Below are 16412 nucleotides of genomic sequence, written 5' to 3'. Positions count from 1 at the left end.
TTGGCGCTGTTCATGCACCCAAAGACGCCATATGGCTGCACATTGCATCCAATTACCGTCATCCCGTGGGGGAATTGGCATCTTTATGTGTCTTTTATCTACTTATCCCTCATCGACAGGGGAGGGACGCCACTTAAATCAGATTTCGTGCGCGGGCTGGCGCACGACCGGCAGACGGCCTGTCGGGGACTGGCCGTCGGAGAGAAAGCATGCTTAGGGTATCTTGGTGCCTGGTCGCGCTGTCATTGACGGTTCTGGTGAATTTCGTGACGAGCAGTGCGGGGGAGTGCAGTGGGTATCGCATGGTGATGACCTCCTGGGATGTAAAGCCGATGGATACTGTAGCGCGTCTGACTCGACCGATAATCCGCCAGTTATTCTCAACACTGTCTCGTTTTTTGAGCCAATGAGGGCGGCAGTATTGACGCTGTATCTTCGAGCCCATCAGGAAGTCCGGTGCCGGCGTGGTTGCATCAAGGAGGACCTTCATCCCTGAGTGTTATCTCGATCTTTCATCAGAGGGATTTCAATTGGATAGCAAGAAACATATTTTTAACAAAAACTTCCGGTTTATGTGAGCAGAGGACTGACCTTCTGCTTGCCTGCATGGTCGGCTTTGCTATTATTCGTGAGCCTTTTTACGTACTACAACAGAGTCACTACATGGTCATCAAAGCGCAAAGCCCCGCTGGGTTTGCCGAGGAATACATCATCGAGTCCATCTGGAACAATCGCTTTCCTCCTGGATCCATTCTGCCGGCGGAGCGTGAACTGTCCGAGTTGATTGGCGTGACTCGCACCACCTTGCGCGAAGTGCTGCAGCGTCTTGCCCGTGATGGTTGGCTCACCATCCAGCATGGCAAACCGACCAAGGTCAACAATTTCTGGGAAACCTCGGGCCTCAATATCCTGGAGACCCTGGCTCGCCTCGATCAGGACAAGGTACCGGACTTGGTTGCCCAGTTGCTGTCGGCCCGAACCAACATCTGCACCATCTTCATTCGTGGCGCCATCCGCAACAACCCGGAGCAGGCTGCCGAGATCCTGCGCGGGGCCGCTGAGGTTGAGAACACGGCTGAGGCCTATGCCGAGTTCGACTACCGGCTTCATCATCAGCTATCCTTTGCCTCCGGCAATCCCATTTACGCCTTGATCCTCAACGGTTTCAAAGGTTTGTACAGCAGGGTCGGACGCTACTACTTCTCCGACAAGCAGGCCCGCGAGACGGCGGATGCCTATTACAAGGTGCTGCTGGGTTTGGCCGAAACCAAGAACCACGACGCCGTATTCATGACGGTGCGTCAGTACGGGATCGAGTCCGGCAAGTTGTGGACTCGTCTGCGCCAGGATATGCCGAGCAACCTGTGCGACAACTGATGCTCGCAGCATAAAAAAACGCGCCTTTCGGCGCGTTTTTTTATGGCTGTATCCCGCTTTCAGGCGACTGTCTTGCGATCCGGGCAGCGCCCTATGATGTCAGCGGGCAGCTCTCCGTTATCCTGCTCCAGCACTACATCGAAACCCCACAGTTGATGCAAATGCTTGAGAACCTCATGACGGGATTCCCCGAGGGGTATCCGGTTGTGGGGCACATAGCGCAGGGTAAGGGATCTGTCTCCCTTCACCGCCACGTTGTAGACCTGAATGTTGGGTTCCAGGTTGCTCAGATTGTATTGCGCCGACAGGGTGTTGCGCACCAGTCGGTAACCCTCTTCGTTATGAATGGCCGAGACCTTGAGGTAGTTCTTGAGGTCATCGTCATCGATGGCAAACAGCTTCATGTCCCGCATTACCTTGGGACTCAGGAACTGGCTGATGAAGCTCTCGTCCTTGAAGTTCTGCATGGCGAAATGCAAGGTATCGACCCAGTTGGTACCTGCATAGTCCGGGAACCAGTATCTGTCCTCTTCGGTCGGGTGTTCACAGATCCGCCGCAGATCGGTGAACATGGCAAACCCCAGGGCGTAGGGGTTGATACCCGAGTAGTAGCGGCTGTTGTAGGGAGGCTGATAGACCACGTTGGTGTGGCTGTGCAGCACCTCCATCATGAAGCGGTCGCTGATCTTCCCCTCGTCATAGAGGTGATTGAGGATGGTGTAGTGCCAGAAGGTGGCCCACCCCTCGTTCATCACCTGGGTTTGTTTCTGCGGGTAGAAGTATTGACTGATCTTGCGCACTATTCGCACGATTTCACGCTGCCAGGGCTCCAGCAGTGGTGCATTCTTCTCGATGAAGTAGAGAATGTTCTCCTGTGGTTCGGGGGGGTAGCGCCTGTCCTCGACCCCGGAGGCCTTGTGCTGCTTGGGCAGGGTGCGCCACAGTTCGTTGACCTGGGTCTGCAGGTAATCTTCCCGCGCCTTCTGGCGCCGCTTCTCTTCGGCGAGTGAAATCTTCTGGGGCCGCTTGTAGCGATCAACCCCGAAGTTCATCAGGGCGTGGCAGGAGTCGAGCAGCCGCTCGACCGCATCTATACCGTGTTTCTCCTCGCACTCCGTGATGTAGTTCTTGGCAAACAACAGGTAGTCGATGATGGAAGAGGCGTCGCTCCAGGCCTTGAACAAATAGTTGTTCTTGAAAAAAGAGTTGTGGCCATAGCAGGCGTGGGCCATTACCAGGGCCTGCATCGGCATGGTGTTCTCCTCCATCAGGTAGGCGATGCAGGGATCCGAGTTGATGACGATCTCGTAGGCCAGCCCCATCTGGCCACGTTTGTAGTTGCGTTCGGTGTGGATGAAGCGTTTGCCAAAGGACCAGTGCTGGTAACCGATGGGCATGCCCACGCTGGAGTAGGCATCCATCATCTGTTCGGCGGTGATCACCTCGATCTGGTTGGGGTAGGTATCCAGCCGATACGACTTGGCCACCCGGTCAATCTCCTGGTGATAGGTCTCCAGCAGACCGAAGTTCCAGTCAGGACCATCGTCCAGGGGGGCTATTTTTCTCGCAGTTTCTACCATATGTGCTCCCTCAAGCCGCCTGCTTCTTGAACAGCTCCCGGAATACCGGATAGATGTCCTCTACCTTGCGAATGTGTTCCATCGCGAAGTGGGGGAATTGCTCGGCCACCGACTCGTATTCGTGCCACAGGGTCTGGTGGGCGCGGGTGGTGATCTCGATGTAGGAGTAGTAACGCACCCGCGGCATGATGTCGCGCAGCAGGATCTCCCGGCACTGGGGGGAATCATCCGCCCAGTTGTCCCCATCGGAAGCTTGCGCCGCATAGATGTTCCACTGGTTGGCGGGGTAACGCTCGTTGATGATGTCGTTCATCATCTTGAGGGCGCTGGAGACGATGGTGCCGCCAGTCTCCTGGGAGTAGAAGAACTCGTGTTCGTCTACCTCCTTGGCCTGGGTATGGTGGCGAATGTAGACCACCTCCACATTCTTGTAAGTGCGGCTCAGGAACAGGTAGAGCAGGATATAGAAGCGTTTGGCCATCTCCTTGGTGGCCTGATCCATGGAGCCCGACACGTCCATCAAGCAGAACATCACCGCCTGGCTGGAGGGGACGGGCCGCTTGACGAAGTTGTTGAACTTGAGATCGAAGGTATCGATGAAGGGGACGGCCTCGATACGCCGCTTGAGTTCCCGGATCTCCTTCTCGAGCTGCGCCATCTCGGCGAAGTGATCGTTGGGCTCATCGGCGAGCAGGGCAAGCCGCTCTTCCAGCTCGCGCAGCTGTCGTTTCTTGCCCGCCTGCAAGGCCATGCGCCTGGCCAAGGAGTTCTGCAGTGACCGGACCACGTTGATGTTGGCGGGCACCCCGTTGGAGGTGTAGCCAGCCCGATAGGTTTTCATCTCCATCAGCTGGTTGAGCTGGGTTTTCTGCAAGCGGGGCAGCTCCAGATCTTCGAACAGCAGGTCCAGATACTCATCCTTGGAGATCTGGAACACGAAATCATCCGCGCCTTCCCCTTGATCCGAAGCCTGGCCTTCACCGCTGCCCTGACCACCGCCTCCTCCCTTAGGGCGGTCAATCTTGTCGCCAGAAATGAATTGATCGTTGCCAGGATGGACCATCTCCCGTTTGCCGCCCTGACCTTGATGGAAGTGGGGTTCACCGATGTCCTTGGTCGGGATACTGATGCTCTCGCCCTTGTCCACGTCCTGAATGCTGCGCTTGGAGACAGCATCCGAGACCGCTTGTTTGATCTGCTTCTTGTAGCGGCGGATGAAGCGCTGCCGATTGACAGCGCTTTTGTTTTTGCCGTTGAGCCTGCGGTCGATAAAATGCGCCATAACTCCCCCTTGAACCACGGCAGGGTCAGGATGACTTGCGTACCCTGAGATACCATTCGGAGAGCAGCCGCACCTGCTTGCGGGTGTAGCCCTTCTCCATCATCCGCTCTACAAAGTTGTCGTGCTTCTTCTGCTCTTCGGCCGACGTCTTGCTGTTGAAGGAGATAACCGGCAGCAGCTCCTCGGTGTTGGAGAACATCTTTTTCTCGATCACGGTGCGCAGCTTCTCGTAGCTGGTCCAGTTGGGATTGCGACCCGCGTTGTTGGCTCGGGCCCGCAGCACGAAGTTGACGATTTCGTTGCGAAAATCCTTCGGATTGCTGATCCCCGCCGGTTTCTCAATTTTCTCCAACTCGCTGTTGAGGGAGGCCCTGTCAAACAGCTGGCCGGTTTCCGGGTCACGGTACTCCTGATCCTGGATCCAGAAGTCGGCATAGGTGACATAGCGATCGAAGATGTTCTGCCCGTACTCCGAATAGGACTCGAGATAGGCGGTCTGGATCTCCTTGCCGATGAACTCCACGTAGCGCGGTGTCAGATAGCCCTTGATGAACTCGAGGTAACGATCATGCAGCTCCTGCGGGAACTGTTCGCGCTCTATCTGCTGCTCCAGCACATAGAAGAGGTGCACCGGGTTGGCGGCCACTTCCGCATGATCGAAGTTGAACACGCGAGAGAGGATCTTGAACGCGAAGCGGGTCGATAGGCCATTCATGCCCTCGTCCACGCCAGCGTAGTCGCGGTACTCCTGATAGCTCTTGGCCTTGGGATCCGTGTCTTTGAGGCTCTCGCCGTCATAGACCCGCATCTTGGAGTAGAGGCTGGAATTTTCCGGCTCTTTCAGGCGAGAAAGGACGGAGAACTGGCCCAGCAGCTCCAGGGTGCCCGGGGCACACTTGGCATCGGTCAGCTCGCTGTTGAACAGCAGTTTTTCATAGATCTTCACCTCTTCCGAGACGCGCAGGCAGTATGGCACCTTGACGATGTAGACCCGGTCGAGAAAGGCTTCGTTGTTCTTGTTGTTGCGGAACTGCTGCCATTCCGACTCGTTGGAGTGAGCCAGCAGTATGCCGTCGAAGGGGAGGGCGGAGAGGCCTTCGGTGCCGTTGTAGTTGCCCTCCTGGGTGGCGGTTAGCAGGGGGTGCAGCACCTTGATGGGGGCCTTGAACATCTCCACGAACTCCATCATCCCCTGGTTTGCCTTGCAGAGCGCCCCCGAGTAGGAGTAGGCATCGGCATCATCCTGGGCGTAATGTTCCAGCATGCGGATATCGACCTTGCCGACCAGGGAGGAGATGTCCTGGTTGTTGTCATCGCCGGGCTCTGTCTTGGCGATGGCAATCTGATCGAGGATGGAAGGGCTGACCTTCTCCACCTTGAACTTGGTGATGTCCCCGCCAAACTCGTGCAGCCGTTTGGCTGCCCAGGGCGACATGATGGGGCGCAGATAACGGCGCGGGATGCCGTACTCTTTTTCCAGGATCTCGCCATCTTCCTCGATGTCGAACAGGCAGAAGGGGTGATCGTTGACCGGTGAGCCCTTGATGCGATAAATGGGCACTTTCTGCATCAGAGATTTCAGCTTCTCGGCGAGGGACGACTTGCCGCCGCCGACAGGGCCGAGCAGATAAAGAATTTGCTTCTTCTCCTCGAGCCCCTGGGCCGAGTGTTTGAGGTAGGAGACGATCTGTTCGATGGCCTCTTCCATGCCGTAGAAGTCTTTGAAGGCGGGATAGCGTGCGACGACGCGATTGGAAAACAGGCGGCTGAGGCGCGGATTGACCGAGGTGTCGATCATTTCCGGCTCGCCAATGGCAACCAGCAGCCGCTCGGCGGCGGAGGCGTAGCAGGATTTGTCCTGTTTGCACATATCCAGGAACTCCTGGATGCTGTACTCCTCCTCTCTGGCTTTCTCATACCGCTGTTGATAGTGCTCGAAGATGCCCATAAATTAGCCCTCGATTTAGTCGCTTACCCTGAAAAGAGTGGATCACTACTTTTGTTCTGTTTACCTCTTAAGCCTAGTCAACAGCCCCCAGTAATCCATCAACATCATTGGTTTAAGTTTACAAGGAAGCTTCCCGATCCTGATGTGGGAAGGAACAGCCAGTGTTCTTTGTATGTTACTGACTGTTAAATTATTTCTGCCATGACAGTGAGGTAAATGTCAAAGACATAAAAAATAAATATTTATATGGCAGGGACAGGAAACGAGACCCTGTGATGTGGAGAAACCACAGGCCAGATGGCGCAAGGGAGACGAGGGGATTGGCAGTGAAATGGCATTGCGCTTACGTTAACGTAATGGTGTTTGTTTGGTGCTTAAGCTCTAATTTTTACATTGACGCTACATTCTGGCTGCACTAGATTGGCCCTGTGTCGAGCAGTCATCGCTTTAGCAAGAGAGCGGGTGATTGTGCAGATACTAAGCTCTGTTTAAGCACGTTTCCGTTGGCTTGACCCTCGCATCCGCGAGGGTCTTATTTTTTCGGCGCCCGGTAAACATCCTTAGAAAATAGCGGGGTAGGCTCGTGATACCGCTGCCAGCACGTCGGCGAAGGGATGGGCTGCCAATTGGCCAAAACCCGCCAGGTTCTTTGCCTTGACGCGAGTGGAGAGCGGAGTGGCGATGCCGCACAGGAAGCGGGTCAGCACGCGGGGATCCTGGCTCTTGCCAAGGGTGACAAAGGGATCGCACCAGGCACGCAGACCGTGCTCATTGGGCAGGGGCTGGCTTGGCAGCACGGGCAGGTTGGCAATTTCCCCCCGACAGACGGAGCAGTGCCCGCAATGGGTGGGCGCCTGCTGGTCGGCAAAATAGCGGGCCAACTCGTGGCTCAGGCATCGGGTTGAGGTAAAGAAGGCCAACAGCGCCTGCAGTCTGGCCAATTCACTCTGCTCTTTTTGCGTGAACAGGTCGTGCAGCCGTGTGGCCAGGGGCTCGATGGCAAGATCCTGGCGCAATACCCGATACACTTCCGTCATCTGTTTGCTCTCGAGCTCGATCCAGCCCTGTTGCTGCAGATAATCCAGCGCCGCCGCCGCGCGGTGCCGCTCGCCCTGATATCCCTGCCAGAGCGCCTCGAAGTCCATGGTGCACCAGCTGCGAGCCCGGGGGGCACAGGCAAAAAGCTGCTCCAGAAACTGGCGGCGGTCGGGATTGAAACGAGCCAGGATCTCCCCCTTGTCCAGCACGAACTTGAAGCGATATTCGGCGAAGTAGCTGTAGGCCGGCGCAATGACCCCCTCCATTTCCAGATAGACCAGCAGGGTCTTGAGGGGCAGTTGGCGAATATTGGTGTCGTTGGAGAGCCGCAGCAGACCAAACTCCCACTCACTGCCGCTTTGTTGCACCGTCTCGAGCAGCGCCAGTATGGCTGATCTGTCCGGGGTATCCCCATAGACGAAATTCTCCAGCACCGGCAACTGGGCGCGATTGGCCAGCACGACGCAGCGGGAGGGCAGACCATCGCGGCCGGCGCGGCCTATCTCCTGGCTGTAGTTTTCGATGGATTTGGGCAGATCGTAATGAATGACCCGGCGGATATCGGCCTTGTCGATGCCCATGCCGAAGGCGATGGTGGCGACGATGCAATCCTGCTTGCCTGCCATGAAGTCATGCTGGATCCGGCTACGCACGTCGCTATCGAGCCCGGCATGATAGGCGCAGGCCCTGATGCCTGCCCGCTGCAGGCGCTCGGCACACTGCTGCGCACTGTGCTGCAGGGTGACATAGACGATGGTGGGCGCCGCGGGCTCCTTCAGGATCTCGGCAATCAGCCACTCATCGCGCGCCTCGGGAGGCAGGGGAACGACGGCGAGATCCAAGTTGGGGCGATAGAAGCCGGTCACCACCAGGTCTTCCTTATCTATGCCGAACTTGGCCTGCATGTCTGCCATCACCGCCGGGGTGGCGGTGGCAGTGAGCAGCAATACCTGGGGAATGGCGAGCTCGCGGCGATGACTCGGCAGCTTCAGATAGTCCGGGCGAAAGTTGTGGCCCCACTCCGAGATGCAGTGCGCCTCATCCACCACCAGCATCGAGATCGGCACCCCGGCGATAAAGCGGCGAAAGCGTTCGTTCTTGAGGCGCTCCACCGAGATCATCAGGATCTTCAACTGGCCGTCGCTGGCCTGCTGCATCACTCGTCGACTCTCTTCCGCCGTCAGGCTCGAATCCAGGCTGGCAGCGGCTATGCCCTTGCTCTTCAAAAAGGCGAGTTGATCGTGCATCAGGGCGATCAGCGGCGAGATAACCAGGGTCAGGTGGGGCAGGGCGAGGGCGGGCAATTGATAGCAGAGGGATTTGCCCGCGCCGGTCGGGAAGATGGCGGCCGCACTCTTGCCCGCCAACAGGCGGCTGATCACCGCCTCCTGACCGGGTCTTAACCGATCAAAACCGAAGTGACGGGTCAACAGGGAGGGGATCATGGCAAGGCTCCAGCACGAACAAAGAGCGGCATCATACCACCATTGGGGGCAGGCGGGCCGGCCGAGGGACTGGAGTGGCGCTATTTTGACCGACGTTGATATTGTGTTATCGCTTTGTTGTAGATTTTTTGTGAGGTAACCCTGATATTTTTCAGTGATTATGTGGAAAAAACCGATGGCAGATGGGATATTCGTTGCCGCAGTCCCGCGCGTACTGGACAGGTCCAGAAGAAGACTTGCCAGGACAGACCACGCCGGTGAGAGACCGGGGTGACGGCGTGCGGGAGATTGCAAACAGGACTCATGATTCAAGCACCCAAGCGTGCACAGGGACTATTTGATGACACAACAACACCCCCTCATAAGACTGGTCAACAGCACCAGTCTGGTTAGCCAGATCCTGGTCGGTCTGGTACTCGGTATCTTCCTCGCTATGTTCATGCCGGAATGGGCAAAGGCAGCGGGCCTGCTTGGCAGCCTGTTCGTCGGTGCACTGAAGGCGGTCGCGCCGCTGCTGGTATTCGTACTGGTCATGGCGGCGATCATCGGTCACAAACAGGGCCAGAAGACCAGCATTCGCCCGCTGCTGGCACTCTATCTGTTTGGCACCTTCGCCGCCGCCGTGGTCGCGGTGCTGGCGAGCTTCCTGTTCCCCTCCAACCTGCATCTGGTGGCGAACAGTGCCGAGATCACGCCTCCTGGCGGCATCACCGAGGTGCTGCAGACCCTGCTGTTCAACGTGGTGACCAACCCGGTGAAGGCGCTGATGGATGCCAACTACATCGGCATTCTGGCCTGGGCCATCGGCCTTGGCATCGCCATGCGCCATGCCAATGAGAGCACCAAGGCGCTGATCACCGACTTGTCCCACGGGGTCTCCACCATCGTCAAGGCGGTGATCCGCTGCGCCCCCCTCGGCATCCTGGGTCTGGTCGCTTCCACGCTGGCCGAGACCGGCTTCGGTGCCCTGCTCGGTTACGCCCAGTTGCTGGTGGTGCTGATCGGTTGCATGCTGTTCATCGCCTTCGTGGTCAACCCGCTCATCGTGTTCTGGAAGATCAAGCGCAACCCCTATCCGCTGGTGCTGACCTGCCTGAAAGAGAGCGGCGTGACCGCCTTCTTCACCCGCAGCTCCGCCGCCAACATCCCGGTCAACATGGCCCTGTGCGAGAAGCTGCGTCTGCCGGAAGACACCTATGCGGTCTCCATCCCGCTGGGCGCCACCATCAACATGGCCGGTGCTGCCATCACCATTACCGTGCTCTCCATGGCAGCGGTACATACCCTGGGGATGGAAGTGGATCTGGCCACCGCCATCCTGCTCTCCGTGGTCGCCACCATCAGTGCCTGTGGTGCCTCCGGTGTGGCCGGCGGCTCCCTGCTGCTGATCCCGCTGGCGTGCAGCCTGTTTGGCATCAGCAACGACATCGCCATGCAAGTCGTTGCCGTGGGCTTCATCATCGGTGTGCTGCAAGACTCCGCCGAGACGGCCCTCAACAGCTCCACCGACGTGCTGTTCACCGCTGCTGCCTGCATGGCCGAAGATGAGACCCTGCTGGACGCCGCGCCCCTGTCGCGTGAAGCCTGATAACCAAAGGCTTGATAACGAAAGCCTGATAACAAGGCATCAAGCCTGCGAAAACGCCCTCCTGTGAGGGCGTTTTTTTATGCCTGTGATCAAGATCCGAATGTCCTGCCGGACGTCCAGTCCCAAGGGGGCTGGGTCATAGCGCCATGCCGGCCTGAACTTGCATCGGGGTAATGGCCCTTCACCTTCGCCATTGCTGCAAACCCTCAAACCCTCAACCATCATCCCAATCCTTGCCAGGCTTCGCAGCCGTTGTGCACCAACTCCAGGCTGCTGCGCGTGGGCGCGTTGTTATCTCCGATGAGCAGGACGCAGGCAGGGTATGGGAAGGATCACCGAAGGAGAAGGGGGCAGAGGGCGCTTGCGTTGCAAGAGGCCGCTTGTCGGCATGAGGAGGTGAACGCCTAGGGAGGAGAGGCGAGAGTGTCTGGCGTGATGGTCTGTCATCGGCAGGCTGCCGCGCTGACGCTCTGGTGAGGGGCTTGCATCGTGAACCAGTGAACGAAGGTAGCGCCCAAAGTGAACCGAGCCCGCTCAGTGGGGCAATGAGCGAAGAAAGGGGGTGGGGCCTTGGGCCATTCACGACCCCACGATGGCGTCAGTCATTCCCTCCACACTGCGCCCATAAAAAATGCCCGCCAGGGTTGGCGGGCATGGATGGGTCAATAGACCGCGGTTATCAGAACAGCTGGTACAGGATGGCGGAGATGGCAATCAGGCCCATGGCCGCCACGAAGACGTTGCTGATCTGGCCCTGGTATTTCGCCATGGCCGGTACGCGCTTGATGGCGTACATCGGCATCAGGAACAGGATGGTCGCGATGATGGGGCCACCCAGGGATTCGATCATGCCAAGGATGGAGGGGTTGATCACGGCCACTGCCCACAGGGTCAGGATGAAGAAGGCGATGATGAACAGCTCGACCTTCTTGGTGTTCGGGGTCTTGCCGGACTTGCGCATGTTCTGGACGATCATGCCCTTCAGGCCTTCACGGGCACCCAGGTAGTGACCGAAGAAGGAGGAGACAATGGCCACGAAGGCAACCAGAGGGCCGAAGTAGGAGATGATCGGGCTCGCATGCTGGTTGGCCAGGTAGGAGAGCACGGCGATGTTCTGGGACTTGGCTTCTGCCAGCTGGGCCGGTGTCAGGCTCATCACGCAGGAGAAGACGAAGAACATCACGAAACCCAGCAGGATCATGGCGGTGCGCTTCAAGATGGCGTCGGACTTGGCAACGGCGTTGTCACCATAGTCGCGGCGCTGGGCCAGGGCGAAGCTGGAGATGGCCGGGCTGTGGTTGAAGGAGAACACCAGTACCGGAATGGTCAGCCACAGGGTGGTGGCGAAGTCCTTGGCGGACGGCACTTGGGAGAGGGCCGCACCGGTCCAGTCCGGGATGAGGTAGAGGGAGATGCCCGCCAGGATGGCGATGAGCGGATATACCAGGAACTCGGTGACCTTGAGCATCAGCTTTTCACCGGCCAGCATGACCGACATCATGCCCATGATGAGCACGATGGAGAGGATCCAGCGCGGCGGTGCAGTCATCTGCAACTGGTTCACCATGAAGCTCTCGACCGTGTTGGTGATGCCCACGCCGTAGATCAGCACGATGGGGTAGATGGCGAAGAAGTAGAGCAGGGTGATCAATTTGCCTGCGCCGATCCCGAAGTGCTCTTCTACCACCTGGGTGATGTCGGCGCCGGGATTCTTGGAAGACAGCACGAAGCGGGCCAGCCCGCGGTGAGCCAGGTAAGTCATGGGACCGACCAGCAGTGCCATGACCACCAGTGGCCAGAAGCCACCCATGCCTGCGTTGATCGGCAGGAACAGGATGCCCGCGCCGACGGCGGTCCCAAACAGACTGATCACCCAGGTGGTGTCCTGTTTGTTCCAGCTGCGCGCTTGCAGCGGCTGCGTTCCTTGCGTTTGTGTGGTCGCGGCGTCTTGCGCGCCGGTGACAGTATTAGACATGTGTCTCACCCCGAATGTGTGTTTTGTTGAGTCGGCGCAAGAATACTTTCTTTTTAATCAAAAATGTTGATCAAATTCACCTTTGTTGAGCCGGAATCCCTACTTTCTTATGGAAATGTGATCAAAAGAATAAAAAATCAAAATTTCTTTATCATCCTCAATGTTAGTTGAGTGTTAAATGGATAATTTCTCAGCGGCGCTAGTTAATGGAATGTTATCTCGACAGGTGCTGGGCTAGCTGGCGGATCATGCTGGCCGTGGCGCCCCAGATGAAAGAATCTTGCCAGGGGATCCAATAAATGGTGTGGCTCCTGCCACCCCGGGGAAGGGTCAGGGCGATGTGGTGCGCCGGGTTGAGCAAGTGGCTCAGGGGGACCTCGAAGGCCTGCTCCACTTCATCCGGGCTCAGGGTGAGCCGATAGTCGGCATCCACCTGGGCGAGTACCGGCAAGACATCGTAGAGGGAGATGGTATTGAGGGGGGTGAGGCTGCCGATGACCCGGATCTGGGAGGCGGGGATCCCAAGTTCTTCATGAGTCTCCCGCAGGGCCGTCTGGATGAGGTTTTCATCCTCCGGATCCTGGCGGCCGCCGGGGAAGCTTATCTGGCCAGGATGGTGGCGCAGTTGGGTGCTGCGCCGGGTCAACAGCAGGTGAAGTCCAGTGGGACGTTCCACCAGGGGAAGCAGCACGGCGGCCGGCTTGAGTCCTGCCAGCATCAGGCGATGGGCCGGGGCAGGACGCTGCAGCAGGAAACGGGTCAGCAACTCGGTGCGATTCAAAGCCATAACCCGTGACCCCGCAGTGAGGGGCGAAGAGTGACGGGGCACACTGCCCGCTTCCGATGGGTGTCGCTCATCTCGTGCTTTCTCTCCTTGACGTTGATTTGTCCAATGGCTGGTTTAGTGCGTATCCAGCAGCGGCAGAATGCGGGCCACCTTGTCGTAGGTCTCCTGATATTCGCTGTCGACCTCGGAGTCGGCGATGATGCCGCCGCCCGCCCAGCAGTGGATCTGCCCCGCTTCGGCGATCAGAGTGCGGATGCTGATGCTGGTGTCCATGCGGCCATGCTGGCTCAGGTAGCCGATGCTGCCGCAGTAGGCGTTGCGCCGTTGGGGCTCCAGCTCCTCGATGATCGCCATGGCGCGGATCTTGGGCGCGCCGGTGATGGAGCCGCCGGGGAAGCAGGCCCGCAGCAGATCCACCCCTTGCCAGCAGGTATCCAGCTCCCCGTGAATGGTGGAGACCAGGTGATGGACGGCGGGGAAAGACTCCACCGCAAACAGATGGGGCACGCTGACCGAACCCGGCCGGCTCACCCGGCCGATGTCGTTGCGCAAGAGATCCACGATCATCAGATTCTCGGATCTGTCCTTGTCGGCACGGGCCAGCTCGTCGGCGCGGGCCTGATCGACCAGCGGATCCGGGTGACGAGGGCGGGTGCCCTTGATGGGTTTGGTTTCGATGTGGCGACCATCGAGCAAAAGGAAGCGCTCGGGCGAGAGGCTCAGGATCGCACTCTCAGGCAGGCGCATAAAGGCCGAAAAGGGCGCCTTGTTGGCGGCGCTGAGGGCGAGGTAGGCGGACCACTCATCCCCCTGATAGGGAGCGCTGAAACGCTGGGTGAGATTGATCTGGTAGCAGTCTCCCGCCGCCAGATAGGCCTGGATGCGGGCAAACTTCTCGCCATACTCGGCCCGGCTCATGTTGCTCTGCCAGGGACCTCGCAGGGTAAAGGGCTGGATGGGGGAGGCGTACTGCGCCGTCAGCCAGTGCAATCGGCGGGCAAGCCCCGCCTCGTCACCCCAATGCACCAGTTGCCAGCGATCGGTCGCGACCTCTCGCAGCAGTGCCCAGTCGTAGATCCCGACTGCCATGTCCGGCACCTGGATGTCGGCCTGCGCCTGGGTTGGCAAGCGCTCGAAACGCCGCCCCAGATCGTAACCAAAGAGCCCGAGGGCGCCACCGATAAAAGGAAGATCGGCGCCGATGACATCACTCTGAATGGGCTGCAGCTCCCCCAGCAGGGCCAATTGCGTGCTGGCGAGCAGGGCGAGGGGGTCCTCATCGCTTCGCACCGTGCCCTCGGCCTGGCGCACGAGCGTGCAGGCTCCCCGGGTTTCCAGGGTGGCGAGGGGATCGGCGGTGATGATGTCGAAGCGATTGTCGGCGCCAAGGGGCCCGGCGGATTCCAGCAAGATGGTCCAGGGTTGTCGCTGCAGGCGGCCAAACAGGGTGTGAAGGGATGTTTGGGGGTCGAAATGGTGGATATGCAGTCTTGGTTTCATTTTTTGTTACACAGGCAACAGTTTGCACCCAGCTCCCTAGCCGGTAAGGGTGCTCAAGCGTATCATGACCGCCGGCATTTACAGAAAAACACGTCATAAAAACACGCCCTGCCTGTCGCGCTGTGTATGCACCGCACTAAGGCTCGGCTCAAATGGAAGCCCTTGCTCGCATTGCTTGAGACAAGGACCAGTGAGGATGATATGAGCATCATTAAAAAACAGGACTTTATTGATTCTATTGCCGACGCCCTGCAGTACATCTCCTTCTACCACCCCCTCGATTTCGTCCAGGCCGCCAAGGCTGCCTATGACCGCGAGATCAACCCGGCCGCCAAGGATGCCCTGGCCCAGATCCTGATCAACTCCCGCATGTCCGCGGAAGGCCACCGTCCTCTGTGCCAGGACACCGGCATCGTCACCTGTTTCGTCAAGATTGGCATGAAGGTGCAGTGGGACAGCGACATGACAGTGCAGGAGATGGTGGACGAGGGCACCCGCCGTGCCTACACCAATCCGGACAACCCGCTGCGTGCCTCCGTGCTGGCCGATCCGGCCGGCAGTCGCAAGAACACCAAGGACAACGCCCCGGCCGTGGTGCACATCGACATGGTGCAGGGTGACAAGGTGGAAGTGAGCATCGCCGCCAAGGGCGGTGGCTCCGAGAACAAGTCCAAGATGGTGATGCTCAACCCGTCCGACGACGTGGTCGAATGGGTGCTGAAGACGGTGCCGACCATGGGTGCTGGCTGGTGCCCCCCCGGCATGCTCGGCATCGGCATTGGCGGCACCGCCGAGAAGGCGGCGGTGCTGGCCAAGGAAGCCCTGATGGAGCACATCGACATTCAGGAGCTGATCGCCCGTGGCCCGCAAACCACGGAAGAGAAGCTGCGGGTGGATCTCTATGACAAGGTCAACAAGCTCGGGATCGGTGCCCAGGGTCTGGGTGGCCTCACCACAGTGCTGGATGTGAAGGTGAAATCCGCGCCGACTCACGCCGCCTCCAAGCCGGTGGTGATGATCCCCAACTGCGCAGCCACCCGCCACGTTCACTTCGAGCTGGATGGCTCGGGCCCGGCGGAGCTGACCCCGCCCAAACTGGAAGACTGGCCACAGATCACCCGCGAGTCCGGCGGCAACGTGCGCCGGGTCAACGTGGACGGCATCACCAAGGCCGAGCTGGCCAGCTGGAAGAGCGGGGATACCGTGCTGCTCTCCGGCAAGATCCTGACCGGTCGCGACGCGGCCCACAAGCGCATCGCCGACATGCTCAAAAATGGTGAAGGCCTGCCGGAAGGGGTCGATTTCACCAATCGCTTCATCTATTACGTCGGTCCGGTGGATGCGGTCCGTGACGAAGTGGTCGGCCCGGCGGGTCCCACGACCTCCACCCGGATGGACAAGTTCACCGACATGATGCTGGGGGAGACCGGTCTCATCGGCATGATAGGCAAGTCCGAGCGCGGTCCAAAGACGGTGCAGAGCATCAAGGAGCACCAGGCTGTCTATCTGATGGCCGTGGGGGGCGCCGCCTACCTGGTGGCCAAAGCCATCAAGAAGGCGCGGGTGGTGGCCTTCGCCGATCTCGGCATGGAAGCCATCTACGAGTTCGAGGTGGAAGACATGCCGGTGACGGTCGCCGTCGACTCCCAAGGCAACAATATCCATGAAACCGGCCCGGCCTACTGGTCGGCCAAGATTGCCGAGCTGGACGTCAAACTCTCCTGAGTCGTGTTGACGGGCATGCCAGCCATGGGATGCCTGAACATGCAAGGCTTGGTTTTGGGCTCACGGCAATGATAAAAGGCGACCTCAGGGTCGCCTTTTGCATGGGTGAAAGAGCGTCATTTCCATTCCAGACCCAGCCTCCAGACCCAGAGCCCTGATAACCGCCA

Annotated in this window: 10 protein-coding genes; 3 read left to right on the top strand and 7 right to left on the bottom strand. The window is 58.8% G+C overall.

Annotation, left to right across the window (positions count from 1 at the left end; translation table 11 throughout):
* Nucleotides 1–663: 663 nt before the first annotated feature.
* Entirely contained in the window at nucleotides 664–1377 is a 714-nt protein-coding gene (fadR, locus tag ABNP46_RS11555; protein WP_349917916.1) for a fatty acid metabolism transcriptional regulator FadR, read from the top strand.
* Between the two features lie 59 nt (nucleotides 1378–1436).
* Here the strand turns inward: fadR and ABNP46_RS11550 are convergent, their stop codons facing one another.
* From ABNP46_RS11550 to ABNP46_RS11535, 4 genes are all read right to left on the bottom strand, one after another.
* A complete protein-coding gene (locus ABNP46_RS11550; protein WP_349917914.1) occupies nucleotides 1437–2957 on the bottom strand; it encodes a SpoVR family protein in 1521 nt (506 codons plus the stop codon).
* A gap of 10 nt (nucleotides 2958–2967) precedes the next feature.
* On the bottom strand, nucleotides 2968–4239 hold the full coding sequence (locus ABNP46_RS11545) for a YeaH/YhbH family protein (RefSeq protein WP_349917911.1): 1272 nt from the start codon (nucleotides 4237–4239) through the stop codon (nucleotides 2968–2970).
* Nucleotides 4240–4264: 25 nt separating this feature from the next.
* The gene (locus ABNP46_RS11540; RefSeq protein WP_349917909.1) at nucleotides 4265–6187 is read right to left on the bottom strand and encodes a PrkA family serine protein kinase; all 1923 of its coding nucleotides are present in this window, start codon (nucleotides 6185–6187) and stop codon (nucleotides 4265–4267) included.
* Between the two features lie 560 nt (nucleotides 6188–6747).
* Nucleotides 6748–8670 (bottom strand): RecQ family ATP-dependent DNA helicase, encoded by a 1923-nt coding sequence (locus ABNP46_RS11535; protein ID WP_349917906.1) that lies wholly within the window; start codon nucleotides 8668–8670, stop codon nucleotides 6748–6750.
* A gap of 340 nt (nucleotides 8671–9010) precedes the next feature.
* Here ABNP46_RS11535 and sstT point away from each other — a divergent pair, with 340 nt between their 5' ends.
* Complete coding sequence (gene sstT / locus ABNP46_RS11530; protein WP_349917904.1) at nucleotides 9011–10258, top strand: serine/threonine transporter SstT; 1248 nt, start codon at nucleotides 9011–9013, stop codon at nucleotides 10256–10258.
* Between the two features lie 679 nt (nucleotides 10259–10937).
* Here the strand turns inward: sstT and ABNP46_RS11525 are convergent.
* The 3 genes from ABNP46_RS11525 to pabB form a co-directional block, all read right to left on the bottom strand.
* Nucleotides 10938–12233: an HAAAP family serine/threonine permease gene (locus ABNP46_RS11525; RefSeq protein WP_349917902.1), complete on the bottom strand. Its 1296-nt coding sequence runs from the start codon at nucleotides 12231–12233 to the stop codon at nucleotides 10938–10940.
* A gap of 214 nt (nucleotides 12234–12447) precedes the next feature.
* Nucleotides 12448–13014: a CoA pyrophosphatase gene (locus tag ABNP46_RS11520; protein WP_349922470.1), complete on the bottom strand. Its 567-nt coding sequence runs from the start codon at nucleotides 13012–13014 to the stop codon at nucleotides 12448–12450.
* A 120-nt stretch (nucleotides 13015–13134) separates the two neighbouring features.
* Nucleotides 13135–14520 (bottom strand): aminodeoxychorismate synthase component I, encoded by a 1386-nt coding sequence (pabB, locus tag ABNP46_RS11515; RefSeq protein ID WP_349917899.1) that lies wholly within the window; start codon nucleotides 14518–14520, stop codon nucleotides 13135–13137.
* Nucleotides 14521–14721: 201 nt separating this feature from the next.
* On the opposite strand from pabB, the gene ABNP46_RS11510 reads away from it, so the two are divergent.
* A complete protein-coding gene (locus tag ABNP46_RS11510) occupies nucleotides 14722–16245 on the top strand; it encodes a fumarate hydratase (protein WP_349917896.1) in 1524 nt (507 codons plus the stop codon).
* Nucleotides 16246–16412 lie beyond the last annotated feature (167 nt).

This window comes from Aeromonas veronii, assembly GCF_040215105.1.
Taxonomy (GTDB): Bacteria; Pseudomonadota; Gammaproteobacteria; order Enterobacterales; family Aeromonadaceae; genus Aeromonas; species Aeromonas veronii_G.
Note: the sequence above shows the minus strand (reverse complement) of the source record. Positions and strands in the feature narration are given on the sequence as shown.